The organism is Bordetella sp. N, assembly GCF_001433395.1.
Lineage (GTDB): Bacteria > Pseudomonadota > Gammaproteobacteria > Burkholderiales > Burkholderiaceae_B > Bordetella_C.
Genome location: NZ_CP013111.1, coordinates 1353069 through 1378175, shown reverse-complemented (window position 1 = coordinate 1378175; position 25107 = coordinate 1353069). Strand labels below are relative to the sequence as shown.

27 protein-coding genes are annotated in these 25107 nt (G+C 64.8%); 15 read left to right on the top strand and 12 right to left on the bottom strand.

The genetic code is table 11. The features are described from left to right. The first annotated feature begins 285 nt into the window (after window positions 1-285). Window positions 286-666 carry a hypothetical protein gene (locus ASB57_RS31495; RefSeq protein WP_231755349.1) on the top strand — a complete coding sequence of 127 codons (381 nt, stop codon included), beginning with the start codon at window positions 286-288 and terminating at the stop codon, window positions 664-666. Here ASB57_RS31495 and kefC read toward each other — a convergent pair. Both kefC and kefF read right to left on the bottom strand, forming a co-directional pair. Beyond that, on the bottom strand, window positions 615-2462 hold the full coding sequence (kefC, locus tag ASB57_RS05990) for a glutathione-regulated potassium-efflux system protein KefC (RefSeq protein WP_057651402.1): 1848 nt from the start codon (window positions 2460-2462) through the stop codon (window positions 615-617). The genes ASB57_RS31495 and kefC overlap by 52 nt on opposite strands. Then, complete coding sequence (kefF, locus tag ASB57_RS05985; protein WP_057651400.1) at window positions 2455-3015, bottom strand: glutathione-regulated potassium-efflux system oxidoreductase KefF; 561 nt, start codon at window positions 3013-3015, stop codon at window positions 2455-2457. Before kefF ends, kefC begins: the two co-directional genes overlap by 8 nt. Window positions 3016-3089: 74 nt before the next feature. On the opposite strand from kefF, the gene rocF reads away from it, so the two are divergent. Continuing rightward, window positions 3090-4007 (top strand): arginase, encoded by a 918-nt coding sequence (gene rocF, locus ASB57_RS05980; protein WP_057651398.1) that lies wholly within the window; start codon window positions 3090-3092, stop codon window positions 4005-4007. 163 nt (window positions 4008-4170) lie between these two features. After that, window positions 4171-4575, top strand: a complete 405-nt coding sequence (locus tag ASB57_RS05975) for a DoxX family protein (protein ID WP_057651396.1) — start codon at window positions 4171-4173, stop codon at window positions 4573-4575. A 234-nt stretch (window positions 4576-4809) separates the two neighbouring features. On the opposite strand, the gene ASB57_RS05970 is transcribed toward ASB57_RS05975, so the two are convergent. Further along, window positions 4810-5691 (bottom strand): DUF4189 domain-containing protein, encoded by an 882-nt coding sequence (locus ASB57_RS05970; protein ID WP_231755348.1) that lies wholly within the window; start codon window positions 5689-5691, stop codon window positions 4810-4812. A gap of 319 nt (window positions 5692-6010) precedes the next feature. Between ASB57_RS05970 and ASB57_RS05965 the strand changes: the two genes are divergently transcribed. The 4 genes from ASB57_RS05965 to ASB57_RS05950 all read left to right on the top strand — a co-directional run bounded on the left by ASB57_RS05965 (window position 6011) and on the right by ASB57_RS05950 (window position 9896). Then, entirely contained in the window at window positions 6011-6586 is a 576-nt protein-coding gene (locus ASB57_RS05965) for a hypothetical protein (protein ID WP_231755347.1), read from the top strand. 314 nt (window positions 6587-6900) lie between these two features. Further along, window positions 6901-7047, top strand: coding sequence for a hypothetical protein (locus tag ASB57_RS31285; protein ID WP_197424971.1), 147 nt, complete (start codon window positions 6901-6903; stop codon window positions 7045-7047). Between the two features lie 81 nt (window positions 7048-7128). Further along, window positions 7129-9249 carry a hypothetical protein gene (locus ASB57_RS31490; protein ID WP_231755346.1) on the top strand — a complete coding sequence of 707 codons (2121 nt, stop codon included), beginning with the start codon at window positions 7129-7131 and terminating at the stop codon, window positions 9247-9249. Window positions 9250-9344: 95 nt separating this feature from the next. Continuing rightward, complete coding sequence (locus ASB57_RS05950) at window positions 9345-9896, top strand: peroxiredoxin (protein ID WP_156414070.1); 552 nt, start codon at window positions 9345-9347, stop codon at window positions 9894-9896. Window positions 9897-10022: 126 nt separating this feature from the next. Here ASB57_RS05950 and arsC read toward each other — a convergent pair whose 3' ends face one another. Further along, window positions 10023-10376, bottom strand: coding sequence for an arsenate reductase (glutaredoxin) (arsC, locus tag ASB57_RS05945; RefSeq protein WP_057651388.1), 354 nt, complete (start codon window positions 10374-10376; stop codon window positions 10023-10025). A gap of 125 nt (window positions 10377-10501) precedes the next feature. Next, entirely contained in the window at window positions 10502-11956 is a 1455-nt protein-coding gene (locus ASB57_RS05940) for a CoA transferase (RefSeq protein ID WP_057651386.1), read from the bottom strand. 357 nt (window positions 11957-12313) lie between these two features. On the opposite strand from ASB57_RS05940, the gene ASB57_RS05935 reads away from it, so the two are divergent. Continuing rightward, window positions 12314-13816 (top strand): deoxyribodipyrimidine photo-lyase, encoded by a 1503-nt coding sequence (locus tag ASB57_RS05935; RefSeq protein ID WP_057651384.1) that lies wholly within the window; start codon window positions 12314-12316, stop codon window positions 13814-13816. Between the two features lie 45 nt (window positions 13817-13861). Here ASB57_RS05935 and ASB57_RS05930 read toward each other — a convergent pair whose 3' ends face one another. Next, window positions 13862-14185 carry a tetratricopeptide repeat protein gene (locus ASB57_RS05930; RefSeq protein ID WP_057655943.1) on the bottom strand — a complete coding sequence of 108 codons (324 nt, stop codon included), beginning with the start codon at window positions 14183-14185 and terminating at the stop codon, window positions 13862-13864. A 168-nt stretch (window positions 14186-14353) separates the two neighbouring features. Between ASB57_RS05930 and ASB57_RS05925 the strand changes: the two genes are divergently transcribed. The 5 genes from ASB57_RS05925 (at window position 14354) to ASB57_RS05905 (ending at window position 17894) form a co-directional block, all read left to right on the top strand. Continuing rightward, window positions 14354-14839: a glutathione peroxidase gene (locus ASB57_RS05925; RefSeq protein WP_057651383.1), complete on the top strand. Its 486-nt coding sequence runs from the start codon at window positions 14354-14356 to the stop codon at window positions 14837-14839. Window positions 14840-14919: 80 nt separating this feature from the next. Further along, a complete protein-coding gene (locus ASB57_RS05920) occupies window positions 14920-15201 on the top strand; it encodes a biotin--protein ligase (RefSeq protein WP_057651381.1) in 282 nt (93 codons plus the stop codon). After that, window positions 15198-15974 carry a biotin/lipoate A/B protein ligase family protein gene (locus tag ASB57_RS05915; protein WP_057651379.1) on the top strand — a complete coding sequence of 259 codons (777 nt, stop codon included), beginning with the start codon at window positions 15198-15200 and terminating at the stop codon, window positions 15972-15974. Before ASB57_RS05920 ends, ASB57_RS05915 begins: the two co-directional genes overlap by 4 nt. A 180-nt stretch (window positions 15975-16154) precedes the next feature. Further along, window positions 16155-16985, top strand: coding sequence for an RsiV family protein (locus ASB57_RS05910; protein ID WP_057651377.1), 831 nt, complete (start codon window positions 16155-16157; stop codon window positions 16983-16985). A 135-nt stretch (window positions 16986-17120) separates the two neighbouring features. Continuing rightward, window positions 17121-17894 (top strand): DUF2239 family protein, encoded by a 774-nt coding sequence (locus tag ASB57_RS05905; RefSeq protein WP_082621399.1) that lies wholly within the window; start codon window positions 17121-17123, stop codon window positions 17892-17894. A 45-nt stretch (window positions 17895-17939) separates the two neighbouring features. Here ASB57_RS05905 and ASB57_RS05900 read toward each other — a convergent pair whose 3' ends face one another. Continuing rightward, on the bottom strand, window positions 17940-18521 hold the full coding sequence (locus ASB57_RS05900; RefSeq protein ID WP_057651375.1) for a TetR/AcrR family transcriptional regulator: 582 nt from the start codon (window positions 18519-18521) through the stop codon (window positions 17940-17942). A gap of 71 nt (window positions 18522-18592) precedes the next feature. Between ASB57_RS05900 and ASB57_RS05895 the strand changes: the two genes are divergently transcribed. Then, on the top strand, window positions 18593-19774 hold the full coding sequence (locus ASB57_RS05895) for an MFS transporter (protein ID WP_197424969.1): 1182 nt from the start codon (window positions 18593-18595) through the stop codon (window positions 19772-19774). A gap of 121 nt (window positions 19775-19895) precedes the next feature. Beyond that, the gene (locus tag ASB57_RS05890) at window positions 19896-20183 is read left to right on the top strand and encodes a hypothetical protein (RefSeq protein ID WP_156414069.1); all 288 of its coding nucleotides are present in this window, start codon (window positions 19896-19898) and stop codon (window positions 20181-20183) included. 39 nt (window positions 20184-20222) lie between these two features. Here ASB57_RS05890 and ASB57_RS05885 read toward each other — a convergent pair whose 3' ends face one another. The 5 genes from ASB57_RS05885 to ASB57_RS05865 all read right to left on the bottom strand — a co-directional run bounded on the left by ASB57_RS05885 (window position 20223) and on the right by ASB57_RS05865 (window position 25107). Beyond that, on the bottom strand, window positions 20223-21014 hold the full coding sequence (locus ASB57_RS05885; protein ID WP_057651369.1) for an SDR family NAD(P)-dependent oxidoreductase: 792 nt from the start codon (window positions 21012-21014) through the stop codon (window positions 20223-20225). 187 nt (window positions 21015-21201) lie between these two features. After that, the gene (locus ASB57_RS05880) at window positions 21202-22491 is read right to left on the bottom strand and encodes a Glu/Leu/Phe/Val dehydrogenase (RefSeq protein WP_057655941.1); all 1290 of its coding nucleotides are present in this window, start codon (window positions 22489-22491) and stop codon (window positions 21202-21204) included. Window positions 22492-22687: 196 nt separating this feature from the next. Further along, window positions 22688-23395 (bottom strand): ABC transporter ATP-binding protein, encoded by a 708-nt coding sequence (locus ASB57_RS05875; protein WP_057651367.1) that lies wholly within the window; start codon window positions 23393-23395, stop codon window positions 22688-22690. A gap of 4 nt (window positions 23396-23399) precedes the next feature. Then, window positions 23400-24122, bottom strand: a complete 723-nt coding sequence (locus ASB57_RS05870; RefSeq protein ID WP_057651365.1) for an ABC transporter ATP-binding protein — start codon at window positions 24120-24122, stop codon at window positions 23400-23402. After that, a complete protein-coding gene (locus ASB57_RS05865; RefSeq protein WP_082621398.1) occupies window positions 24109-25107 on the bottom strand; it encodes a branched-chain amino acid ABC transporter permease in 999 nt (332 codons plus the stop codon). Before ASB57_RS05865 ends, ASB57_RS05870 begins: the two co-directional genes overlap by 14 nt.

Genomic DNA, 25107 nt, shown 5'->3' with positions numbered 1-25107 from the left:
GACTCGGAATTACTTTGAAATCTTTGCGTAAATTTCGTGGCGGAATTCTAGCCATATGGCGGATTGTCGCAAAGCATTTCCCATCAGAAATTTGCGATCAAGGGGGAGATTGAGGGGTTTTTTCTTCAACTTTCGGGCGGAAGGAGGCCATTTCTGACTAGAACCTGTTTTCATCGGGCTCTTATTTCTTATATTGCCGTTTATTGCGTTTAATTTCGTTCGTGTTGCTCCGGGGATAACTCGGACGCCCCCGAGAGGGTCGGGGCCCCTGGAGGGGCCCCGGGTTTGGGGACGGGCCCGGGTGGCCCCGGTGGCCCCGGTGGCCCCGGTGGCCCCGGTGGCCCCGGTGGCCCCGGTGGCCCCGGTGGCCCCGGTGGCCCCGGTGGCCTGGATGGCCTGGATGGCCTGGATGGCCTGGATGGCCTGGGTGGCCTGGGTGGCCTGGGTGGCCTGGGTGGCCTGGGTGGCCTGGGTGGCCTGGGTGGCCTGGGTGGCCTGGGTGGCCTGGGTGGCCTGGGTGGCCTGGGTGGCCTGGGTGGCCCGGATGGCCCAAGTAGGCCAAGTAGCCCGGGGGCCCGCAAGTGCGCCACGGCGCGGGCGCCGGAAGCCCCCGGCTACCCCGCCGTCCGTTGCGGCGCTTCCTGGCCGGCGGTCTCCTCGCTCTGAGGTCCCCAGGAATCCCGGTGCGTGCTCAACGCCAGCAGGCGGTCTCGTGCAATCGACTGCTCCAGCGTCTGCTGAGCCCGCTTGGCCACGGTAATCCGCAACCCTTCGTCCTCGAAATTCGCCGTCGTCTCTTCCAGCATATTGATGTTGTTGCGCCGGAAAGCATCCGCCACTTCGCGCGCCTCGTAAGGATCCATCCCCAGGGCCTGCAATGCATGCCGCCCGGCCGTCAACGCCGACTCGAACAACTCACGCTCCACCACCTCCACGCCACGCTGCCGCAACTGGTAGTAATGCACCGCGTCGCGCGCCCGCGCCACGATCCGCAGATTCGGGAAATGCTCCTGCACCAGATCCACCAGCCGCAAATTCTCCGGCACCGTATCGATGGCATTCACCAGCACCCGCGCACGTCCCGCCCCGGCGGTCTCCAACAGCTCTGCCCGTGTCGCGTCGCCATAGAACACCTTCATGCCGAATTTACGCAGCGTCTCGATGTTGTCCGGATCGTGATCCAGCACCACCACCTTCACCCCATTGGCCAACAGCAGACGCCCGGCGATCTGTCCAAAGCGCCCGAAGCCCGCGATGATCACGCTGGCGCCGTCCTCATCGATCTCGTCATCCGCCCGGCGGTCGCGCGGCTTGCGCCGCTCGATCTGGTCCAGCACCGCCAGCACGATGGGCGTGGCCGCCATCGACAAGGCCACCGCCAGGGTCAACAGCTTGGTCCAGTCATCCGGCAACACGCCGGCGTCATGCGCGCTGCCGAACACCACGAAGGCAAATTCACTGCCCTGGCCCAGCAAGGTGGCGAACAGCACGCAGCGGCCGCCCCCTATCCCCAACACATGGGACATGGCCCACAGCAGGACAAACTTGATCACCAGAAAGGCCAGCAGCAATCCCAATACTTGCAAGGGATGCGACAGCAGCGTGCCGAAGTCGATCGACATGCCCACGCCGATGAAGAACAGCCCCAGCAGCAAACCCTTGAATGGCTGGATATCGCTCTCCAGCGCATGCCGGTATTCCGAGCTGGCCAGCAGCACCCCCGCCAGGAACGCCCCCATGGCCATGGACAGACCAGCGCTCTCCATCAGTTCGCCGACGCCAATCACCAGGAACAAGGCCACCGCGCTGAAGACCTCGCGCAGCCCGGACCGCGCCACGAAACGCAGCAGCGGACGCGCCAGATAACGGCCACCCACCACCGCGATCGCCAGCGCGATCACGATCTTCAAGGTCGCGACGCCCAGGGAGTCCCCCTCGCCGCCCTTGCCGCCCGCCAGCAGCGGAATCAGGGCCACCAGCGGAATGGCCGCTAGATCCTGGAACAGCAGCACCGAAAACGCGCGCTGCCCCAGCACCGTCTGCTGCAGGCTGCGCTCATTCATGGCCTGCACGGCGATGGCCGTGGACGACAGCGCCAGCGTCATACCGACCAGCAGCGCCACGCGCCAATCCAGCCCCTGCCACCAGACCAGGGCGCCCAGCGCGGCGCCGCACACCGCCATCTGCAGCGCGCCGCCGCCGAACACCGGCACCCGCAGGTTCCACAACCGGCGGGGGTCCAGCTCCAGGCCGATCAGGAACAGCATCAGCACCACGCCAATTTCCGCGAAATGCAGGATCTCGGTCGGATCGTCCACCACCCGCAAGCCCCACGGCCCGATCACGCAGCCGGCAATCAGATAGCCCAGCACCGATCCCATGCGGGCCCGCACGGCCAGCGGCACGAACACCACCGTGACACCGAGATAAACCAGGCCCTGCAATAGCAATTGATCATTCATGGTCGGCCCCCGTGGCTGGCTCCGTGCCCTCGTACTGACGCAACAGCGCCTCGAACTGCTCCCGGTAGCGCACGCCGGCGCCCGCCAACTGATCCTGCGTCAGCGTGGTCACGCCGTGCAGGGAATACGGCGCCAGCCAGCGCATGCCGCATTGTTCGCCGGCACTGCGCAGCGGCTGCCCCAGCATGCCCAGGTGGTTCTCGCCGCAACAGCTGAAATTGCCCTCGTCGCCGCCCGTGGTCACCGTCCACATCAGGTCCTTGCCGTCCAGCATGCCCGCCCCCTTGCCATAGGCCCAGCCGTACTGCAGCACCTTGTCCATCCACAGGCGGAACAGCGCGGGCGCGCCATACCAATGCAAGGGGTGCTGCCAGACCACCAGGCGGGCCTGCGCCAGCGCCTCCTGCTCGGCGGCGACATCGATGCTGAAGTCGGGATAAAGCTCGTAAAGCGAACGCACCCGCACCTTTTCCATACCGTCGAGGGCATCGAGCAAGGCGCTGTTGGCGCGTGAATGGCGGGGATAAGGGTGCGCGTAAATAATGACGATCATCAGTGATCCTGGACGAACTGCGGCGTGATATGAAACGATGTTAGCCTTGGCGTTTGAGTTACGCGAGGCGAGCAATGGCAATCACGCAAGTGGATCTAATCGGAGCGCCCACCGACGTCGGCGCCAGCATACGGGGCGCCTCGATGGGCCCCGAAGCTTTGCGGGTCGCCAGCCTGCCTGTCGCCCTGGAACGCCAAGGCTTGCAGGTGGTTGACGCCGGCAATCTGGCCGGCCCGACCAATCCCTGGCACCCTCCCCGCGACGGCTTTCGCCATCTGGAGGAAGTGGCCCACTGGAACCGATCGGTCCATGAGTCGGTGCTGCGCTCCTTGCAAGCGGGGCATTTTCCCATATTGATGGGCGGCGATCATTGCCTGGCCATCGGATCGATCAGCGCGGTGGCCCAATATTGCCGCGCCGCCGGCCGCAAGCTGGTCGTCTTGTGGCTGGACGCGCATGCCGATTCCAACACGCACGACATCACGCCGACCGGCAATATCCACGGCATGCCGGTGGCCTGTCTGTGCGGCCAGGGCCCGGACGCCCTCACCCGGCTCAGCGATACCTACCCCGCGGTGGACGCCACGGCCATCCGTCAGGTGGGCATCCGCAGCGTCGACGCGGAAGAAAAGCGCCAGTTGCGCGCCTTGGGGCTGCGGGTTTTCGATATGCGCCATATCGATGAGAACGGCATGCGCCTGACCATGGAGCAAGCCCTGGCCGAGGTCGACGGGAACACCCATCTGCACGTCAGCTTCGACGCGGATTTCCTGGATTCGGTGGTGGCGCCGGGTGTGGGCACGCCGGTGCTGGGGGGGCCGACCTACCGGGAAGCGCAGCTGTGCATGGAGATGATCGCCGACACCGGGCGGCTGGCTTCGCTGGACCTGATGGAACTGAATCCCGCCTGCGACGTGCGCAATCAGACGGCCGAAGTGGTGGTGGACCTGGTGGAAAGCCTGTTCGGGAAGTCGACGCTGATCCGGCGCTGATTCGACGCTGATCCGGCGCTGCTGCCGGCGCGGTCCGCGGGGGCGTTCCACGTGCTCCTTGAGTGGTTCACACTCTGTTGCGATAATTGCCGGCCTCGCCGGCCTCGCCGGCGGAAGTTGAAGTCCTTCTTCCAACCGACACGCTACTCCACGAGACCACGACATGAACCGTAATGACGACGCCGGCAAGCTGATCCTACGCCTGGTACTGGGCATCCTGATCCTGCTGCATGGCATCAGCAAAATGACGCACGGCGTCGGCTTCATCGTGAACCTGGTCCACGAGCACAACCTGCCGTCCTTCGTGGCCTATCTGGTCTACATCGGCGAAGTCATCGCCCCGATTCTCGTGATCGTCGGCCTGTTCGCCCGCCTGGGCGGCCTGATCATCGCGATCAACATGCTGTTTGCCTTCTTCCTGGTCCACGCCAACCAGTTGTTCTCGATCAACGGTCAGGGTGGCTGGCAGCTGGAGCTGCAAGGCATGTATCTGGCCGCGGCTTTGGCCGTCGCCCTGTTCGGCGCCGGGCGTTTCAGCCTGGGCGGTTCGGGCGGCCGGTATAACTGAACTGGCTGGCGCCAAGCTGCAGGGGGTATGTGAGGGGGGTTTCCCCTCACGACGCCCCCGCGACTCGCGAGACTCGGCGGCGCCCCTGGGACCGTGAGGGGAATCCCCCTCACCTAGAAACTCCACCACCGTCTCGGCAAGCCCGCCGGCCGCGCAGCGCGCCGGCTCCGCGGGGAGCAGTGAGGGGGAACCCCTCACTAAAAAATCACCTTTCGGCCAAGAAAACCGGCGCGATCAATGCGCCCGGATCGGGCTCTCGTTCGCGCCGGTGGCCTTCTGCTCAAACCCGACGTAACCGTCCATATACGCGCGCCCCGAGCAACGCACCATCGCCACGCAGGTATCGGTCTTCTCCTTCGCGTTGCACGCCAGGCGCGCCTGATCGCGCGCGGTCTGCGGTTCCGGGTTCAAGATCGTGTAATTGTGCCCTCTTTCCTTCGCCACGCCTTTCGGCCACGCCAGGCCCACGCAGGTGTCCTTATAGGTAATGAGCGTGGAGCAGTTCTTGCATTCATCCCACTCATTCAGGCTCTTGACCGCTTCTTTCTCGCTAGGATAGTCATCCGCATACAGCGCACCGCCGGTCTCGCTCTCGGAGACGGTCCCCCAGTACTCGCGCTTGTCCAGCTTGGCGGACAGGGCTTCCAGGTCGGCAGGCCGGGCCCGCGCGGCGGCGGCATTATGCGTGGGGCTGTAGCCGGGTCCCACGCAGATCGGCAGCATCGCCAGGCGGCATTTGCCATCCGGGCTTTGCGCGGTGCATTTGCGTATGGCCGCCTTGGCCGCGATTTCCGGCCCGGCGCTATTGCCGGGGAACAGGTCGCGCCGGCTGTTGGCCGCCCACGCCATGCAGCTGTCGGCGAACCAGCCCAGCGACTTGCAGCCGTTGCCACCCTTGCGACGGCATTCCGCCACCGCCGCGTCTTCGGCGGCCTGCTTGCCGCCGGGCACGGGCAGCGTCCAGAACATCTTCTTCTGATCCTTGTCGGTCGCCACGCCGCCGAACTGGCGCGTCTCGGCACCGTGGGCGGCGGACGCCAACATCAGGAAGCACAAGGAAAGCAAAGCGCCGGCGGCGCGCAAAAACGAAGGCAAATGGCGGGGCATCGTCATCATCTGTTTGCAGGAAAGGCGGCATGGCGGCAGATACGCCGCGCGCGTGAACGCTCAGCATGGTAGCGGGCCTGACGCAACGCATCACACCCGCTCCGGCATATTACGTAACAATTTTAATGACAATTCATTCATATTCCGTGACGAATTGCGGGGAGAATGGCGATCCTCGGTAACGTATTGCTGACGCTTTCCTGGCATCGGGCCCTCCGGCCCTCCCTGACAGGCCCCCTGCCAACGGTTACCGGGAGTAACAAAATGCCCGCCGCCGCGCGCCCTGCTCCCCGCGCGGCCTGCCCTGGCTAGCCCCGGACGCGGGAGCATGGAATACATCGCCATGAAGTCCAGCAAGAATGCTTCGAGTTTCGCAACGCGATACGGTCTGGGCGCGCTCCTGCTGAGCGCGATGGCCGGCCTGGCGGGTTGCGCGCCCACCGGCGGCAGCTCCACCCTGCCATCGCTAAGCAAGGTGTTTTCCTCGGGCCTGTCCTTCTCGCCCAGTGTGAACGTGGCCAAGAACATGGAAGGCCATTCGATCGACGATGCCATCACGGCTTTGGGCGAACCGAACAAGACCCATCCGGATGGCGATGCGACCGTGCTGGAATGGAGCGACTACCAGACCTCGCCGTATCAATCCTGGGTCAGCGACGGTTCCAGCACTCAGATGGTCGGCTTGATTCCCGCCGGCGGCGGCCAGGCCGCCACGCCAGTGATGCAGACCACCAACTATGGCCACTACGAGAATCGCGTGGCGGTCTATCAGTGCGGGGTCTATATGCGCATGAAGGACAGCGTCATCGTCGAGACCAAGGTCCAGGGCAATGTCTGCCCCGACTTCATCGGCGCATTGCGCAAGTGGGCCGGCGAGAAAGAAGAACGCAACTACATGAATTGAGCGACAGGATCGAGCGACCGGATTGAGCTACAGGCGCACGCCTGGCGTCCTCGACCGGTGTCGCGCGATGCGTTGGCCGCTCACCGCATGGCTCTTTATCCGTCTTCGCGCTGTCGCTTGGCTATCGCATGCAGGCACGACTCTAACGACTGGACACGCTTGGACCGGGCGCCGCGATACGCGTGGCGACACGCGTAGGAATTGGTAACCCCGTCCGCATTTCAAATCGGTTTCAAGCGCCCCACACGCTACTTGCGCCTCTCTACACTGGAATCGTCCGCATGAATGTTTATGCGTTCCCTGAGGAGTCCAGCATGAAGAAGCTCATTATTTTGGTTGCCGTCGCCTGCTCGCTGAGCGGTTGTATTGTCGTCCCTGCCGGCGGTGGCGGCGGCCATTACCACGGCGGTGGCGGATACCGGTACTATCCGGCGCCGGCCCACTACTACTATGGGTATTGATCGGTCCGCCGCGACGTTGCAGGTGGATATCGGCACAAGACCATGAAACAGGGCGAACGGCGTGAGCCGCTCGAAGCTCGCATGAAAACGCATATCTCCCCCCCATCCAGTGGCCAGGTAGCGGCGTCGCGGGGCGCCGCGGTCCGCGGCCCGGCATTGACTTCGTCCGCTGAATGCCCGCATGCCGGCGCCGCGGACGCGCGCGGCGCCGGCCGTGGGCCACGTGGCCGAACGCGCCATGCTGGTTTGGTCGCGCTGACGCTGGCTTTGAGCGTGGCGGCCGGGCTGCCGACGCTGGCGCGGGCGCAGGTATCCGATCCTTATCCAGCCAACTACCCGGCCTATCCCGCCGGTCAGGTACCCTATCCGCAGACGGACCAGAACGGCAACCCGGTGGATGCACAAGGGCAACCTTATCCGGTGGATGCGCAGGGGCAGCCTTATCAACAAGGACAGGCTTATCCTGACCAGGCCGGGCAGCAATACCCGGCCGCTCAACAAGCGCAAGGCGCGGTCGATCCGTCCGACGCGAATCTCGCGCCCATGACCACGGCGCAGGAAGCGCCGCCGCCCTTGCCCGTGTATGAACAGCCGCCGGTTCCCGGCGAGGGGTATATCTGGGTGCCGGGTTATTGGGCGCGCAATTACTACGGCTTCTTCTGGGTGCCGGGCGCCTGGGTGTTGGCACCTTATCAAGGCGCGCTGTGGACGCCGGGGTACTGGGCTTTCGACACCGGCTACTACCGCTGGTCGCCTGGCTACTGGGGGCCGCACATCGGCTTCTATGGCGGCATCAATTACGGCTTCGGGTATTTCGGCTCGGGCTATTCCGGTGGTTATTGGCGCGATCGGCACTTCTACTACAACCGGTCCGTGACACGCATCGGGCCGACGCGGGTCACCTACGTGTACGACCACAAGGTCGTGGTGAATGGACGTGACCGCGCCAGCTATCACGGCGGTCCTGGCGGAGTAGGCCGTGGCCCTGATCCGCACGAACTCGCCGCCCAACGCGAGCGCCACATGCCCCCCATGGCCATGCAGGACCGCCACGCCTACGACGCCGGCCGCGAGCGCGGCCAGTTCATGAACGTCAACCACGGCCGTCCTCCCCAAGCCGCGTTCACGCGGCCCATGGGGAATAGCAACAACTGGCAGCGGCCCCCTGGAAGCGATCGTCCGGGCGAACCTGGCGGTCCCGGCGCGCAACCTGGTAATCCTGGGCAGCGCCCTGGCGGTCCCGGCGGGCAAGCCGGCAATCCTGGCCAGCGTCCTGGCGGGCCGGGCGCGCAAGCGGGCGCGCCGGCGGCGCAGCCTGGCAATCCGGGGCAGCGCCCTGGCGGCCCTGGCGGCCCCGGTGCGCCGGGCGGCATGAATCCTGGACAACAACGCCAGTTCCAGCAGCAGCAGGCTGATCAACAGCGTCAGTCGCAGCAACAGCAGGCCGATCAGCAACGCCAACGGCAGCAACAGCAGGCCGACCAGAACCGCCAGCAGCAGCAACGCGCGGCGGATATGCAGCGCCAGCAGGCGCAGGGCATGGGCCGGCAGCAGGAAGCCAACCAGCGGCAGCAGCAGATGCAGCGTGAGCAGTCGCAGCAGCAGCAATTGCTGCAACAGCAGCAGAGCCAGCAGCAAGCGCAATTGCAACAGCAGCAGCGCGCCCAGCAACAGCAGCAGAATTTGCGCCAGCAGAATCTGCAGCAGCAACAACGGCAGAACCAGCAACAGTTGCAGCAGCAACAGCAGGCCCAGCAACAGCAGCAGCAACGCATGCAGCAGATGCAGGATCAACAGCGCCAGCAGCAACAGCAGATGCAGCAACGCGATCAGCAGCAGCGCCAGCAGGTGCAGCAACAACAGCAGCAATTGCAGCAGCAGCAAAGGGATCAACAGCAGCGTCAACAGATGCAGCAACAGCAGATGCAGCAACAACAACAGCAGCGTCAGCAACAACAGCAACAGCAGATGCAGCAACAACAACAGCAGCGTCAGCAGCAACAGCAGCAGATGCAACAGCAACAGCAGCAACGCCAGCAGCAGCAACAGCAGATGCAACAGCAACAACAGCAGCGCCAGCAACAGCAGCAACAGCGCCAGCAGAATCAGCAGCGCGAGCAGCCGCAACGCCAGCAGCAATCGGACCGCCGCGACCAGCGCCAGGAGCACCACGACCAGCGCCGCGAGCCGCGGCAGTCTTGAAGCGCCTGTCCACGTCTTGCCCGGGACCGCGACCTTCGCTCCTATAATCGCTCTATCCGGCTCCCCTTCCCCCAGGTGCAATCATGAAGAAAAGCATGAAGAAACGTTTGACGGCTGCTGTCCTCGCTTGCTCCCTGATCGGCTTACCGTCCGCCTGGGCCGCGCTGCCCAACGGCGCCAGCGCGCCGGAATTCAAGACCCAGGCCGCCCAAGGCGGCAACACCTTCCAGTTCGACCTGCGCGACGCCCTGAGCAAGGGTCCCCTGGTGCTGTACTTCTTCCCGGCCGCCTTCACCAAGGGCTGCACCATCGAAGCCCATGACTTCGCGGAAGCGGTGCCTGCCTACGAGAAACTGGGCGCGCGGGTGGTCGGCATCTCCGCCGACAGCATCGACGTATTGAAGCCCTTCTCCGTGAGCGAATGCCAAAGCAAATTCCCGGTCGCCGCCGATGCCGACGGCAAGATCATGCGCGCCTATGACGCCGTGCACGAACGCAATGCCGAACGCTCGCAGCGCATCTCCTACGTGATCACGCCGGACGCCAAGGTGATCTACTCCTACGCCGACTCCGATCCCGACAAACACGTCGCCAACACGCTGGAAGCCCTGCGCGCCTGGCGCGCACAGCATCCCGCCAAGGATTGAACCCTGGGGATCAACGTTCGGACAGCGCCGCCAGACGAACTATCCAGCGTCACCTGCTGAGGACAATGTGAGGTTGGCCTCAGCCTGGCCTGGCGAAGCCGTCGACACCGCGACGGCAACAGCACCCTAGCGCGGCAGGATCTCTTCCAGCACGTCAGCGGGCCGGCACAGCCGCGCGCCGCGCTCCGTGACCACGAAAGGACGGTTGATCAGGATGGGGTGTTCGATCATCGCGTCCAGCAACTGGTCGTCGCTGACGCCTTCCGCATCCAGTCCCAGCTCCTGGTAGACCGCTTCCTTGGCACGCACGGCGTCGCGCACGCTCAAGCCGGATTGCTTGATCATGTCAGCCAGCACCTGACGCGTGGGCGGCGTCTTCAGGTACTCGACGACGGTCGGTTCGATACCCGCCTGTTGCAGGTGATCGAGAACGGTACGGGACGTGCCGCAACGCGGATTGTGATAGATGGTCGTGGGCATGGTGGACACCTGGCTGTCGTTATTAGGGGTGCTTCCACGCGATCGAGCGCGTGGATATCGACGACGATACACCCGCGCGCACCGCCTGGCGCCGCAAGTCTACAGAAAATCCACCGATAAGGGGCTCAGCTGAATGGCCAGACCGTTGGATGCGTGCCGGGCGGCACCGACGGCCGGGCCCAACGCGCCGGAGTCACCGAGAAGCGCGCCGCGTGACGCACGGCGGTCAGGCGGCCAAAACCGGAATCGGTCGTTTCCAGATAGGGATCCAGCGGCGGCAAGGGACAGCCCAGCCCGGACTGCTGCCGCGGCAAGCCGCGCAGCCAGCGCCCGGTCTGCGCCAGCGACACCCGCACATGCCAGCTGCCGCCCTCCGTCGCCTGCCGGATGAGCGCCGCCTGCGCGCCACAAGCCATCAAATAACCGGTGGCGTAGTCGAGGATCTGCGTGGGCAAGGGCTTCGGCGCTTCCTGGTTCGCGGCCTTGGCTTCGGCGTGATTGAAACCGCTTGCCGTCTGCACCAGCGAATCGAAACCGCGCCGCCCCGCCCACGGCCCGACATGTCCGTAGGCCGACAGGGAGACACAGACGATGCCCGGCCGGATCCGCGCCACGTCTTCCACGCTGAAACCCAGGTCAGCCAGCGCGCCCGGCCGATAGGCCTGCGTGAAGATATGCGCGCTGCGCAAGAGATTGCCCAAGGTGATGCGCCCCGTCGCCGTATCCAGGTCGGCGTGTACCGACAGCTTGCCGCGACTGGTCTCGGCAATCGCATCGATGTTAGGCAGATTGGGGGAATTCAAAAGCATGACATCCGCGCCATAGGCCGCCAGGGTGCGGCCGCCCACGGGGCCGGCCAGGATGCGCGTCAGGTCCAGCACCCGGATGTCCTTGAGTGGACGCGGATCGGCGCCGTAGCTGGGCAAGGCCAGCGGGGGCGCGTCGCCGATGCGTTCGATGCTGATGACGGGAAGCTGCGACACCGCGATGCCCTGCGGATGGCGATCCCATTCGTCGAAGGAACGCATGGCGGCTACCACCAGACCGGCATCGGCGGCGGCTTGTTCGAATTCAAAGGAGTTCCAGCGGGCCAGCGATTTCTCGACCATGCGCCGGTCCACGGTGGCGCCGGTGGGACACCCAAGCAGCGCCAGGGCGCCATCGCGATGATGGGCGAAGTTGGCGTGGATACGCACCCAGTTGTCGTCGGCGCAACGGTACACGCCGGTGATCTTGTCGTAACGGGTGGAAGGCACGCCATTAAGGGTGTAGAAACCCCGGGTTTCCTGCGCCGCATGGCGCATGTCCACCGTCACGCGCTGGCGCTTGCCGCCCCCGCGCAGATGCCAGATTTCCGCGGCCGCCAAGGCCGCCGCGCCCATGCTGTATTGGGCTGCCATGCCCACCGGAAAAGAGGAAGGCAGAACCGGATCCGCGCCCGGCAGATCGATGAAGTCCAGCGCTTCTTCCGGCAGTTCAAGCAAGCGCCACAACGCCCCCAGCGCAGCACCGTGGGTTGCTTTGCGGTTAGAGGAAGCCCCTCTGAAGAAGGGCGGGCGGAAATCCATCAAATATCCCATTGCGGCTGCCAAGGCTGGTCCCATTGCATTACAAGTCGGCCGTAATACGAGCGTCAACCTGGTACGGCGTCACGCCTGTTTCATGGTTTGACGAAAGGACATAGCCCCCAGGCGCGCACGCCAATAGAAGCGTCTTGGGCTGGACATGTAGCCGTCACATCTGTTTGCGTTTTGTGGCTCAACTCTACGCGGCGGGGGCAGTCACTGTGACGTAAGTCCAACACATTTGTCTTAGACCTGATACAAATAGCGCGCGCCGTTTTTGCCCCGCTTACGCCTGACGACCGACGGCCCTGTGAGATCATCCTTCTCGATCCCCACCGCGCGGGTCGCCGCGCCCAAGGTAAGGAAACCGCAATGCCAGACCAGCAGCAGCACAGTACGAATACCCCCGATCGCCGCAATCGCCTATGGTGGATACGCTGCGACCAGCGCCTGGGCGACAACCCCGCCCTGCGCGCCGCGCTGGAGGAAGGTCCCACGCTGGCGTTGTTCGTCGTGGCATCGGCCCAATGGCAATCGCACAGCGACGCGGCGGTCAAGATCGATTTCTGGCGGCGTAACCTGCTGTCCCTGGCGCAGACCCTGGCAGACCGGCACATCCCGCTCAAGTTTCTGACGGTAAGTCACTGGTCCGAAGTGCCGCGGGCCCTGGCCAAATTCTGCCTGGCCCATGATGTCGGCGGCGTGCACGCCAACGTCGAGTGGGCCATCAACGAGCGGCGGCGCGACTATGACGCGGGGGAAAGGCTGGCGCAGGACGAAGTCGCGCTGACGCTGCATCAAGGCACCACGCTGCTGCAACCCGGCTCGGTGCTGACCGGCAAGGGCGAATGCTACAAGGTCTTCACGCCCTTCTCCCGGGTGTGCCGGGAACGCCTGATGAGCGCCCCGCCGCAACCCGCGCCGACGCCGCGGGCGCAAGCCCATCCCCCTCATGCGATCAAGGCCGACCCGGTCCCGGACGAGAGCGCCTTCCTGGGCCGCCGCAAAGCCCCCAGCGACAAAGTGCGCGAGCTCTGGCCGGCCGGCGAAGAAGCCGCCCACGAGCGTCTCGACGCTTTCGCCGCCGACGCCATCGGCGCCTACGAGCAGGAACGGGACCGTCCGGACCACGATGGCACCAGCCGGCTGTCGCCCTACCTGGCTGCCGGTGTCGTATCCGTGGGCCAGTGCCTGCATCGCGCGCTGATGGCGAACCAGGGCGAAATGGACAGCGGCAAGCAAGGCGTGCGCACCTGGATCACCGAACTGCTCTGGCGCGAGTTCTACCAGCATCTGTTGGCCGCCTACCCCGTCCTGTCCATGCACCAGCCCATGCGCCCGGAAACCAACGCGGTCCCCTGGCGCGAAGCCGGCGGCGACCTGGAAGCGTGGCGCGCCGGCCGCACCGGCTTCCCCATCGTGGATGCCGCCATGCGGCAACTTGCCGCCACGGGATGGATGCACAACCGCCTGCGCATGGTGGTGGCCATGTTCCTGACCAAGAACCTGCTGATCGACTGGCGTGCCGGCGAAGCCTGGTTCATGGAAAACCTGGTCGACGGCGACCTGGCGGCCAACAACGGCGGCTGGCAATGGAGCGCGTCGACGGGCGCCGATGCCGTGCCCTACTTCCGTATCTTCAATCCGGAATCGCAATCGCGCAGGTTCGACCCGCAGGGGCATTTTTTGCGCACCTGGGTGCCGGAACTGGCCGAGCTGGATGCGCGCGCCATCCACGCGCCGAACGGCGAGCAACGCAAACGCTGCGGCTATCCGGAGCCTATGTGCGATCTGAAGGAGACGCGGCTGCGCGCGCTGGAGGCCTACGGCAATCTGCGCGGGCCGGCGGATCCGAAAGGACCGAAGGGGCCGTAGGGGCCACAGGGGCCACAGGGGCAACCGGAGCCCTAGGGGCCGTAGTCAGCCCTGCCCTTCCGCTTCCCGATCCAGCCGCTTAAGGAACACGCCCAATTCCTTGACCACCTGCGCGTCACCGCGTGCCTGCGCGGCGGCCAGCCCCTGCTCCCAGGCCGCGCGCGCGCCGGCGCGGTCATCCAGGCCCAGGCGCGCCTTGCCCAGCCATTTCCAGGCGACGGAGTATTGGGGATCGAAGGCCAGCGCCGCGCGCAGATGTTCAGTGGCGGCCTCGTGATTGCCCTGCTCCGCATAGGCCTTGCCCAGCGAGTAGCGCAGCAATAAATTGTCCTTGCCCGCCGCCAGCATCGCCAGCAATCGGTCTGTCATGTCCGCCGCTTGTGTCATGTTTGTGCCCGCCAAAATGCAAAAGCCAATATACGCGTCGAGGCGCCGATTCCGGGCAATACCTCAGCCGCCATGCAGGCTACTATGGACACCGGCCACGCCTCGCCACGACCCTGTGAAAGCGGCGGCGCAAAACTGGAGTTCCAAGCCATGTCCTCGATCTACGATTTCTCCGCCCGCGATATCGACGGCGTCGACCGCTCCCTGAGCGACTACACGGGCCAGGTGCTGCTGGTGGTCAACGTCGCGTCCAAATGCGGTTTCACGCCTCAATACACGGGTCTGCAGGAACTGTACAAGACCCATCGCGAGGCGGGCTTCAGCGTGCTCGGCTTCCCTTGCGACCAGTTCGGCCATCAGGAACCGGGCGATGAAGCGGAAATTCGCGATTTCTGCACATTGAAATATCAGGTCGATTTCCCCATGTTCGCCAAGGTCGAAGTCAACGGCGACAAGGCGCATCCGCTGTATCAATGGCTCAAGCAGGAAAAGCCCGGGCTGCTGGGCACGCAGGGCATCAAGTGGAATTTCACCAAATTCCTGGTGGGCCGCGACGGCCAGGTGATCCGCCGCTATGCCCCCACCGACAAGCCGGAATCGCTGGCGGGCGCGGTGCAGCGGGCCTGCGCGCAATAGCGCGACTGCCGTTACTATCCGCATTTGGATGCGTTTTATGAACGGGTTCCGATGAACCCAAGGCCCGTACGGTGCAAGCAATGAACGGACATGGCGAATACAAGGTCCCCGGTGGCAAGCTGGTGGTGGCCGACATCGGCGTGCAGGCTGGCCGCCTGGCGCAGGTGCAGATCAGCGGCGACTTCTTCCTGGAGCCGCCGGAAGTATTGAAGAACATCGACAAGGCCCTGGTCGGCCAGCACGCCGATGCCAGCGAGACCGAGCTGGCGCTGGCCGTGGCGGCCGCCTTGCCGCCGGAAGCCGTGATGTTCGGCTTCTCTCCCGAAGCCGTGGCGATCGCCGTGCGGAGGGCGCTGGCATGACACGCAGCACGTGGCGCGATCACGATTGGCAGTTGATCAACGAAGGGCCGCGCCTGCCCTTGCAGCATATGGCCCTGGACGCCGTCCTGTGCGACGAGGTCGGCGCGGGCCGGCGCCCGCCCACCTTGCGCTTCTGGGAGTGGTCCTCGGGCGCGGTGGTGATCGGCCGCTTCCAGTCCGTCAAGAACGAGGTGGATCCGGAAGGCGCGGAACGCCATCACATCGAAGTGGTGCGCCGCGTCAGTGGTGGCGGCGCGATGTTCGTCGAGCCGGGCAATACGATCACGTACTCCATCTATGCACCCCTGTCGCTGGTCGAAGGCATGAGCTTCCAGGAGTCCTATGCCTTCCTCGACCAATGGACGCTGGAGGCGCTGGAATCGGTAGGCATCAAGGCCTGGTACCAGCCCTTGAACGACATCACGTCCGACGCCGGCAAGATCGGCGGTGCCGCGCAGGCACGGCGTGGGCGCGCGGTGCTGCATCACGTGACCATGGCCTATGACATCGATGCCGACAAGATGGTGCAAGTGCTGCGCATCGGCCGCGAGAAACTGTCCGACAAGGGGACGACCAGCGCGAAGAAGCGCGTCGACCCCCTGCTGACGCAGACCGGCATGCCGCGCGACCAGATCATCGCGCGCATGATCGCTGTCTTCAAGGAGCGCCACGGCCTCACCCCCGGCGCCGTCACGGCGGACGAATTGGCGCAGGCCGACCAGCAGGCACGCGAACGCTTCGGCACGCAGGAGTGGCTGTATCAAGTCCCGTGAAATGGCACGCGCCGCGCCGGGATGGCAACACGCGGCCCGGGGTGGCCGCTTCCGCTACCATCAAGCCTTGCGTTTTGCTTGAGTCCCCGCCCCAAGCTGGCCCCATGCAGCCGCGCAGGCAGCGCGCCGCCGTAAACCGCAGCGCCGTAACCGCAGCGCCGTAGACCGCAGGAATGACCGATGATGCCGACCTCCTCCCCGCTCTCTTTTTCGCCTGCCCGCCGCGCGCTGCCGCTGGCCGGCGCCGCGCTGTGCCTGGCCTTGCTGGCCGCCTGCGGCACTACTCCGTCGGAGACCATAAGCCTGCCCACGCAGCAGGCCGGCGCCAGCCAGATGAAGGGCGACGTCGAGGTCAAGTCGATTTCGTGGAAGCGCAGCAAGCCCGGCTGCAAAGGCGACGATTGCCCGCGCATCGAAGTGGACTCGGTGGCCTTCCCCGCCATCCCGCGCCTGACACAATTGATCGATCACGTGCTGGCCTATATGACGGGAACGGATCAGCGCCTGCGCGGGCCTTATGAAACGCTCGAAGAGTACGCCACCTGGTTCTGGAAGACCGCGCAGCCACGCGACGCGACGTTTTTCAAGGCCAGCGTGAAGGACACGGTGGGTGACATCGTCGCCATCGAATTGCATACCCAGCAGTACTTCGCGGGCGCCGCCCACGGCATACCCGCCACCCAATTCCTCAACTGGCAGCGCACGGCGGGACGCGTGCTGGCGCTGGACGAAGCCATCATTGCCGGTCGCCATGATCAGTACACCGCGGCCCTGCGCAAGGTCTACAACAAGTGGCTGGCCAGCAATGACGACGCCAAGCGCGACCCCGCCACCTACGCCCGCACCTTCCCCTTCTCGGAAAGCGACAACTTCGCGTTGACGCGGGATGGCGTGGTGGTCAAGTACGACGCCTACAGCATCGCACCGTACTCGCATGGCGAACCGGAGCTGACCATTCCTTATGACGCGCTGGTGGGCGTGCTCAAGCCGGAATTCATTCCGAAGAAATGAGTCCGCGGGGCGGCGCGCCGCAAGGCGCGGTTCGTCGGCTGATGAAACAGGCACTGTACTTTTCATATGGTAATGATTATCATTTGAATAGATAATCTCCCTGGCGAGATACCCAGTAACGCCTTGAGGAAGTACATGCCGCTGCATCGTCCCGGTGAGCCGGCCTCCGGTAAGCCGGCCTCCGGAAAGCCGGCCTCCATAAAGCCGACCCTCGCGCAGCATCTGCCCTACGTATCGCCGCAACCGCCGTCTTTCAGCAGCTTCGATGGCCCGCGCCGCTTGATCAGCGGCACCATCCAGGTGGCCGCCGCGGCCATGAAGAAAGCCCACGATGAAGGCGCCGCGGGCCCCTTCCTGCTGTTTGACGACGGCACTGGCCGCAAGGTCGATATCGACACGCGGGGCGACACCGCGCAAGTGATGGCGCGCCTTGCCGAGCACCCGGTGGTCGTCGCGCTGGCCGCGGCCGCCGCGGCAGCCGACCAGGAAGCCGCTTTTGCGCCGGCACCGCCACCGCGCGGGCGCGGCCGTCCCAAGCTGGGCGTGGTCGCCCGCGAGGTGACACTGCTGCCGCGTCATTGGGAATGGTTGGCGGCCCAAGCCGGCGGCGCGTCCATCACGCTGCGCAGACTGGTGGACGAAGCGCGCCGGTCGGGCAGGGAAAAGATCCGCGTCCGCCAGGCCCGTGAAGCGGCCTACTACTTCATGCAGACCATGGCGGGCGACCTGTCCGGTTTCGAAGCCGCCGCCCGCGCCCTCTTCGCCGGCGACCGCGCCACGTTCGTGACCGCGGCCTCCCCCTGGCCCATCGACATCCGCGACCACGCCCTGCGCCTGGGCTTCGACGCTATCGCGGATGCTGTTGTCGACAACCGCGTTGTCGATGACCGCGTTGTCGAGGACCGTTGAGGCGCCCGGCCATCCTGGCTCGATCAACGTACCGTAGCGCGGCGGTCATGCCGTGACGGCCACGCTTACCTGCTTTGCCAGAGCCGCCGCATACGCGGAATCAAGGGCCTTGCCCGTGAGCAATCGGTACCAGAAGGCGCCGTGGACCATATCCGTGAGCACGTTCAGATCCGAGTGCGGCGGCAGGTCCCCGGCTTCGAGCGCGGAGTGGAGAATGGCGCGCAGATGGCCAGCCCGGGGCTCGACGAAGCGGTTCGTGAAGCGCTCAAGGAAGTCCGCGTCGGCTTGGGCGGAAGCGATCAGATTCCTGATCGCCGGTCCATCGGCCTCCAGGTGCCGGAACAGCCCGCGAAGGTATTTGGTCAGCGTGGCCTCCAGGCCGGTGTAGACCAGACCGTCCGCCTTCGACGCGCTTTCCAGAAATGCGTCCAGCACGATCTCCGCCTTGCCCGGCCAACGCCGGTAAAGCGTCTGCTTGGCGACGCCGGCCTCGGACGCGACCAGGTTCACCGACACCGCTTCGTACCCACGCTCCCGCACGAGTTTGCGAACGACGTCCAGCACATTGGGCGTCGTGTCCTCCTTGCGGGGACGGCCGACACTACGTGGCGAGGTCGACTCTGTCATCCAGCACTCCTTTTCAATACCGCAGTCTAATTATAGAATTACGAGACTACGGTATTGTATTAGGATCAGTTTTGGCTACTCTGAAGTCTGCGCCCCCCTCTTCCGTCAGCGCGATAAGCGCATGGGGCGGCATCTCGCTGCTCGCCGTTTCGATGCTGACCATCATGGTCGGCTGTGTGATCGTGCCGGGCTTGCCCAGCATCGCGAACGCGCTGGGTGTCGGCGGCCAGGCGGGCTGGCTGGTGACTTTGCCTGCGCTCGGCGTGGTGCTGTTCGGCCCCATGGCCGGACGTCTGATCGATCGCATCGGCACCTGGCGGGCGTTGGCGGTCGGCCTGATCTTGTATGGCGCCCTTGGGCTGGGCACCGTTCTGCTGCATGGCGCCGTGCAGGTGTTCAGCAGTCGCGTGCTTCTGGGCGGCGCCACCGCGCTGATCATGGCCGGCGGGACAGGACTGATTTCCGAGTTCTATCAGGGCGACCAACGGTTGACGATGATCGCCAGGCAAGGGATGGCAATCGAACTGGGTGGCGTGGTCTTTCTGGCGCTCGGCGGCATGCTCACGAATGTCGGGTGGTATGCGCCGTTCGCGCTATATGCGATGGCGTTCGTGTTCCTTGGCATGGTAGTGGCGACGATACCGATCAGAGGACGCGGCACTGCCCCTGTGAACATGGCCATGGAAGACGAAGCAGGCGGCGCGATGTGGACCGTGCGAGTTGCCGCGCTGTGTTCCATGACGGTGTTCTTTACCGCGGTGATCCTGCTGCCCTTTCGTCTGTCGGGCGGCGGCGATGGAGTGCAGTTCTCGGAAGCGCAGACAGGTTATTTCCTGTCCTTTGTGTCGCTGGTGGCGGTCTGTGCCGCGGCGCTGATGCCCAGGCTGGTACGGGCGCGCGGCGGCCGCAAGACCTTGATGATCGCCTTCGCCTGCTACGAGGTCGCGCATCTGTGCTTCGCCTTCGCCGCGGATCTTCCCTTGTTCATCCTGGGTGGCGTCCTGCTCGGCTGCGGGTTCGGCCTGTCCGTGCCTTTGGTGAACCACATGACGGTTGAGCGCAGCACGGTGCGCTCGCGCGGGCGCAACCTTGCCTACCTGTCGATGGCCCTCTTTCTGGGCCAGTTCCTGGCTTCTTTCCTGGAGTACGTGCCAGGCGGCACCCAGTCATCCTTCCTGGCCGCCGCCGCCGTGGCTTTCTTTGCGGGCGTCGGCTGCTTCAAACAGAAGGCCGCACTAAGGGCAGGTACGTAGGATTAGTCTTATTTTCGCGCGGCACTTCCATGCAAAGAATGGCTTTGGGATAGGATTCCACCTACAGCCAGGGCTATGCTAAACCCCGAGCATTCGGCTGAACTCAGGAAAGGTAAGAATCGTGGGAACTCATGTCCTTAGTGGGTATAACTTGCGCCGGGAAGTAAAAAGACGCACTGGCGCGCGCGTCGGCAGGCGGGTCGATGTCAACGACCGGTCCCTGGTGGCCGGCCTCGCCAAACTGGAAGCGGGCTTCGAATATGTGCAGCGCGACGTTTCCGACCTGAAGACCGAACTTCGGAGTTTGCGCTCTGAAGTGCGAGCAGATTTTCGGCTGCTGTTCGGCACCATCCTTACGATGTCCGCAGGAATGGTCACGCTGATTGCCAAAGCGTTCGGCGCGTTCTAGGAAGGCAAGCGCAGTCCGAGGGCTGCGCTTTTCATTGCCTCACAAGCTATCCACCACCCCGCCATCCACCCGCAACGCCGCGCCGCTGGTGGCGCTTGCCTGGGGCGAGCAGGCGTAGACGATCATGTTCGCGACCTCTTCCACGGTCGCCAGGCGCTGGATCACCGATGACGGGCGCTGGGACATCACGAAATCCTTGCCCACTTCTTCCAGCGACTTCCCGCTCTTCTTCGCGTCGTCCTTGAGCATATCGGCCACCCCCTCGGACAAGGTCGGGCCCGGCAACACCGAATTGACCGTCACACCCGTCCCGGCCATGCGCTTGGCCAAGCCCCGCGCCACGGCCGTGCAGGCGGTCTTGGTCATGCCGTAGTGGATCATGTCCGCGGGAATGTTGAAGCCCGATTCGGACGACAGGAAAATCACCCGCCCCCAGCCCTTGGCTTCCATGCCAGGCAGATAGGCCCGTGACAGCCGCACCCCCGACATCACGTTGACGTCGAAAAACCGCGTCCACTCATCATCGGGAATGTCGAAGAAATCCTGCGGACCGAAAATCCCCAGATTGTTCACCAGCACATCGCAAGCCGGATACGCGGCAAGCAAGGCATCGCAACCCTGCGCCGTGCCCAGGTCCCCCGCGAAACCATGCACCTGCGCACCAGGCGAGGCCGCCTTGACCGCGGCCACGGCCGCATCGACGTCCTTCTGCGCACGCCCGTTGACGACAACGGCGGCGCCGCTGGCCGCCAGCCCCTTGGCCGTCGCCAGGCCGATGCCCTTGGTCGAACCGCTTACGATGGCCGTCTTGCCGGTGAGGTCGATTTTCATAGCATGCACTCCTGATTGATCCAGCCGCCAGCGGCAGCCAAGGATAAGGTGAAGGCTAAGGTTATCGGATGCCGGTCAAAATGAAAAACCCGCGCCATCACTGGCGCGGGTCTTGAAACAGCAACAAGGCAGGAGCGGCAACCGCCGCTACAAACACACGGCCAGCCCCAGCCTTATCACCCTTACATCACGGATACAGACCGCGCACCTGGCGGGCTTGCAGGATGCGCGTGCAAGCGACGATGAACGCGGCGGTACGCAGGGTGACCTTCTGGTCGCGCGCCATCTGGGAGATCGACGAATACGCTTCCCGCATGATGCGCTCGAGGCGCAGATTGATCTCTTCCTCGGTCCAGAAGAAGCTGGAGAAATCCTGCACCCATTCGAAGTAGCTGACCGTCACGCCACCGGCGTTGGCCAGCACGTCCGGCACCACCAGGGTGCCCATCTCGAACAGGATGTCGTCCGCTTCCGGCGTGGTCGGGCCGTTGGCGCCTTCCACCACGATCTTGGCGCGGATGCCAGCTGCGTTCTCGGACGTGATCTGCGATTCCAGCGCGGCCGGAATCAGGAATTCGGTTTCCAGCTTCCAGAATTCCTTGGGATCCAAGGCTTCAGCCTTGCGGAAGCCACCCACGCCGCCAGTGGCGGCCACATGTACCAGCAGTTCCGGCACATCCAGGCCAGCCGCGTTGTGGATGGTGCCCGTGTGATCCTGCACGGCGATGATCTTCGCGCCAGCATCATGGAACAGGCGCGCTGCCGTCCCGCCCACGTTACCGAAGCCCTGCACCATCACGCGCGCGCCGTTCACCTCGATGCCGGCGTCACGGGCGGCTTCGCAGCCGACCACGAACACGCCACGGCCGGTAGCTTCGACACGACCCAGGCTGCCGCCCAGGGTGATCGGCTTGCCGGTCACCACGCCCGTGGCGGTCGCGCCCTCGTTCATGGAGTAGGTATCCATCATCCACGCCATGGTCTGGGCGTTGGTGTTGACGTCGGGCGCCGGAATGTCCTTGGACGGCCCGATGATGACGCCGATTTCAGTGGTGTAGCGACGCGTGACGCGCTCCAGCTCCGCCTGCGACAGCGTGCGCGGATCGACACGGATGCCGCCCTTGGCGCCGCCGAAGGGCAGATTGACCGCCGCGTTCTTGACCGACATCCAGGCCGACAGCGCCATCACTTCCGACAGCGTCACGTCCTGGTGGAAACGCACGCCGCCCTTGCCGGGGCCGCGCGACGTGTTGTGCTGCACGCGATAGCCCTCGAAATGGGCGATGCGGCCATTGTCCAGCTCAACCGGCACGTCGACGATAAGCGCGCGTTTCGGGCGCTTCAGCGTTTCGACCCAGCGGCCCAGGGAGCCCAGGTAAGGGGTGACCCGGTCAACCTGCTGCAGGTAGACGCCCCAAGGCCCCAGATGCTCCGGGTCCAGATAAGAGGGCAAGGCGTGGGTAGGCGTTTGCGACATGAACAATGGCTCCATAGGAAGGATGCCGCCATTTTGCCAGAGATTTTTGTGACGTCCCTAATAAATTTTTAGTCAGATATATTAGGGACACAACAAAATCCAGCTGCCAGACGGCATTTGCGCGAGGTTCGTCACAGGAGAGGCTGAGGGATTCCCGAACCTCCGTCAACGTTACAGAAAAGCCACAGTAGCATCCTTACATGCCCAGATATGCCCGCCGGACCTCGTCCGAAGCGGCCAGTTCGGTGGCGCTGCCGGACAAGGCCACTGCCCCACTCTGCATCACATACGCCTGCGCCGCCACTTCCAGCGCCGCCGCCATGTTCTGCTCGACCAGCAGCACCGACAGCTTTTCCTCGCGGTTCAGGGCGGCCAAGGCATCGAACACCTGCTCGACCAGCAGGGGCGACAAACCCAGACTGGGCTCGTCGATCAGCAACAGGCGCGGCCCGCTCATCAGCGCGCGACCGATGGCCAGCATCTGCCGTTCACCGCCGGACATGGTGCCCGCCAGCTGCTCGCGCCGTTCCTTCAGACGGGGAAACAGCGAATACACGTGTTCCAGCCGGCGCTTGTAGACCGCTTCGTCGCGCACGGTATAGGCGCCCAGCCGCAGGTTCTGCTCTACCGGTTGACGGGCGAACACGCGCGCGCCTTCCGGAATCAGGGAAATGCCGCGGGTGACCAGCTTCTCGGGCGGCGTGCCCGTGATGTCCTGGCCTTCGAAGATGACCCGCCCCGACGCCGGCTTGACCCGGCCGATGATGGCCGCCAGGGTGCTGGACTTGCCGGCCCCGTTGGCGCCCAGCAAGGCAGTGATCTCACCCGGCCGCACCTCCAGGGAGATATTGCGCACGGCCTGCACGCCGCCATAGGCGACGCTGAGGTTTTCGACTTTCAACATCACATCAGGCACGGTGCTTTCTCCCCAGGTAAGCCTCGATGACGGTGGGATTGCGCACGATTTCCTGCGGCGGGCCTTCGGCGATCATCTGGCCGAAGTTCAACACCGTGACGCGATGCGCCAGGCGCATCACCACTTCCAGCACGTGTTCGACGATCACCAGCGTCACGCCGGATTGATGGATACCGCGCAGGATTTCCGCCAGCGCGATGGCCTCGGTGGGATTCAAGCCCCCAGCCACTTCATCCAGCAGCAGCATGCGCGGCTCGGTGGCCAGCGCGCGCGCCAGCTCCACCCGCTTCTGCCCTGCCACGTTCAGACCGGCCGCCTTGACGTCGGCGCGATCAGCCAGGCCCACCAGGCCCAGCACCTTGCGCGCCGCCTCGCGGGCGTCCGCCAGGCGCGGATGGCGCAGCAAGGCGCCCACCATGGCGTTCTCCAGCACGGTCATCTGGCCGAAGTTGCGCGGGATCTGGTACGTACGCACCAGGCCCATCGCCGCGACCTGCTCCGGCTTCAGGCCCAGCATGGACTGGCCATTGAACGTCACGGTGCCGGACGTCGGCTCGTGATAGCCGACCAGGCCGTTGAACAGTGTGCTCTTGCCCGCGCCGTTGGGGCCGATGATGGCGACGATCTCGCCCTCATTGACCGTCAGGTTGATGTCCTTGTTGGCGACCAGGCCGCCGAAGCGCTTGGTCAAATCCTTCACTTCAAGCAGAGCCACGGCGCCCCCTCAACGTCACCAGACCGCCCGGCAGGAACATCGTCACCAGCAGGATAGCCAAACCGAATACCAGCAGATCCAGGCCCAGGCCCGAACTGCCCCACATGACGCGCGTGCCTTCGGACAAGGGCAGCAGCAGCGCCGCGCCTATCCACGGGCCGATCAGACTGCCGACACCACCCAGGATGGCCACCAGCACCATCTGCACGGACATGGTCAGGCTGAACATCGAATCGGGATCGATGAAGCCGATGTACATCGCGAAGAAACCGCCCCAGGCGCCGGTCAAGGCGGCCGACAACACGAAGGCCAGCATCTTGTAGCGCTCGGCCGGCACGCCCAGGCTGCGCGCGGCCGCCTCGTCGCCATTGATGGCGCGCCAGTAGAAGCCGATGCGCGAGTGCACCAGGAAATAGGTCACCAGGAACGTCACCAGGCCCATGCCCACGGCGATCCAGTAGTACGGCACCTTGCTGCGGAACTGCAGCATCCAGGGCGCGTCGCCGATGGGCGATTCCAGGCCGACGGCGCCGCCGGCCCAATCCCAGTTGATCATCAGCAGCAGGCCGATCTGCAGCAACGCGATGGTGGCCATGGCGAAGTAGTGGCCCGACAACCGCAAGGTGGGCCCACCGACGATATACGCCAGCAGCGCCGAGATCAGCGCCCCGGCGGGAATGCCCAGCAAGGGCGTGAGTTTCAAATGCTGCAACAGCAGGATCGTGGTGTAGGCCCCTACCCCGACGAACACGCCATGCCCGAAAGACACGCGGCCAAGGAAGCCGCCCACCAGGTTCCAGGCGGCGCCCAGCGCGCCGAACAGGACGATCTGCAGCAGCACCTGGATGGTGAACTGGTCCTTGATGACCAGGGGCGCCAGGGCGAACAGCACGGCCAGGACCACCGCTATCGCGATGGGCGCGCGCGAATGGCTGGCCTTGGCAGGCGACACGGCAACCGGATCGAGTTTGTTTTCTATCGTCAT

Excerpts from the sequence above, each read along its gene's own strand:
- ASB57_RS31490 (WP_231755346.1), top strand. The coding sequence starts at position 7,129 with ATGAAAACGCATATCTCCCCCCCATCCAGTGGCCAGGTAGCGGCGTCG.
- arsC (WP_057651388.1), bottom strand. The coding sequence starts at position 10,376 with ATGCCCACGACCATCTATCACAATCCGCGTTGCGGCACGTCCCGTACC.
- kefC (WP_057651402.1), bottom strand. The coding sequence starts at position 2,462 with ATGAATGATCAATTGCTATTGCAGGGCCTGGTTTATCTCGGTGTCACG.
- ASB57_RS05920 (WP_057651381.1), top strand. The coding sequence starts at position 14,920 with ATGAACGGACATGGCGAATACAAGGTCCCCGGTGGCAAGCTGGTGGTG.
- ASB57_RS31285 (WP_197424971.1), top strand. The coding sequence starts at position 6,901 with ATGAAGAAGCTCATTATTTTGGTTGCCGTCGCCTGCTCGCTGAGCGGT.
- ASB57_RS05885 (WP_057651369.1), bottom strand. The coding sequence starts at position 21,014 with ATGAAAATCGACCTCACCGGCAAGACGGCCATCGTAAGCGGTTCGACC.
- ASB57_RS05940 (WP_057651386.1), bottom strand. The coding sequence starts at position 11,956 with ATGGGATATTTGATGGATTTCCGCCCGCCCTTCTTCAGAGGGGCTTCC.
- ASB57_RS05900 (WP_057651375.1), bottom strand. The coding sequence starts at position 18,521 with ATGACAGAGTCGACCTCGCCACGTAGTGTCGGCCGTCCCCGCAAGGAG.
- ASB57_RS05950 (WP_156414070.1), top strand. The coding sequence starts at position 9,345 with ATGAAGAAACGTTTGACGGCTGCTGTCCTCGCTTGCTCCCTGATCGGC.
- ASB57_RS05875 (WP_057651367.1), bottom strand. The coding sequence starts at position 23,395 with ATGTTGAAAGTCGAAAACCTCAGCGTCGCCTATGGCGGCGTGCAGGCC.
- ASB57_RS05865 (WP_082621398.1), bottom strand. The coding sequence starts at position 25,107 with ATGACGATAGAAAACAAACTCGATCCGGTTGCCGTGTCGCCTGCCAAG.
- ASB57_RS05970 (WP_231755348.1), bottom strand. The coding sequence starts at position 5,691 with ATGATGACGATGCCCCGCCATTTGCCTTCGTTTTTGCGCGCCGCCGGC.
- ASB57_RS05880 (WP_057655941.1), bottom strand. The coding sequence starts at position 22,491 with ATGTCGCAAACGCCTACCCACGCCTTGCCCTCTTATCTGGACCCGGAG.
- ASB57_RS05905 (WP_082621399.1), top strand. The coding sequence starts at position 17,121 with ATGCCGCTGCATCGTCCCGGTGAGCCGGCCTCCGGTAAGCCGGCCTCC.
- ASB57_RS05925 (WP_057651383.1), top strand. The coding sequence starts at position 14,354 with ATGTCCTCGATCTACGATTTCTCCGCCCGCGATATCGACGGCGTCGAC.
- ASB57_RS05975 (WP_057651396.1), top strand. The coding sequence starts at position 4,171 with ATGAACCGTAATGACGACGCCGGCAAGCTGATCCTACGCCTGGTACTG.
- ASB57_RS05965 (WP_231755347.1), top strand. The coding sequence starts at position 6,011 with ATGGAATACATCGCCATGAAGTCCAGCAAGAATGCTTCGAGTTTCGCA.
- ASB57_RS05930 (WP_057655943.1), bottom strand. The coding sequence starts at position 14,185 with ATGACAGACCGATTGCTGGCGATGCTGGCGGCGGGCAAGGACAATTTA.
- ASB57_RS05935 (WP_057651384.1), top strand. The coding sequence starts at position 12,314 with ATGCCAGACCAGCAGCAGCACAGTACGAATACCCCCGATCGCCGCAAT.
- rocF (WP_057651398.1), top strand. The coding sequence starts at position 3,090 with ATGGCAATCACGCAAGTGGATCTAATCGGAGCGCCCACCGACGTCGGC.
- kefF (WP_057651400.1), bottom strand. The coding sequence starts at position 3,015 with ATGATCGTCATTATTTACGCGCACCCTTATCCCCGCCATTCACGCGCC.
- ASB57_RS05915 (WP_057651379.1), top strand. The coding sequence starts at position 15,198 with ATGACACGCAGCACGTGGCGCGATCACGATTGGCAGTTGATCAACGAA.
- ASB57_RS05910 (WP_057651377.1), top strand. The coding sequence starts at position 16,155 with ATGATGCCGACCTCCTCCCCGCTCTCTTTTTCGCCTGCCCGCCGCGCG.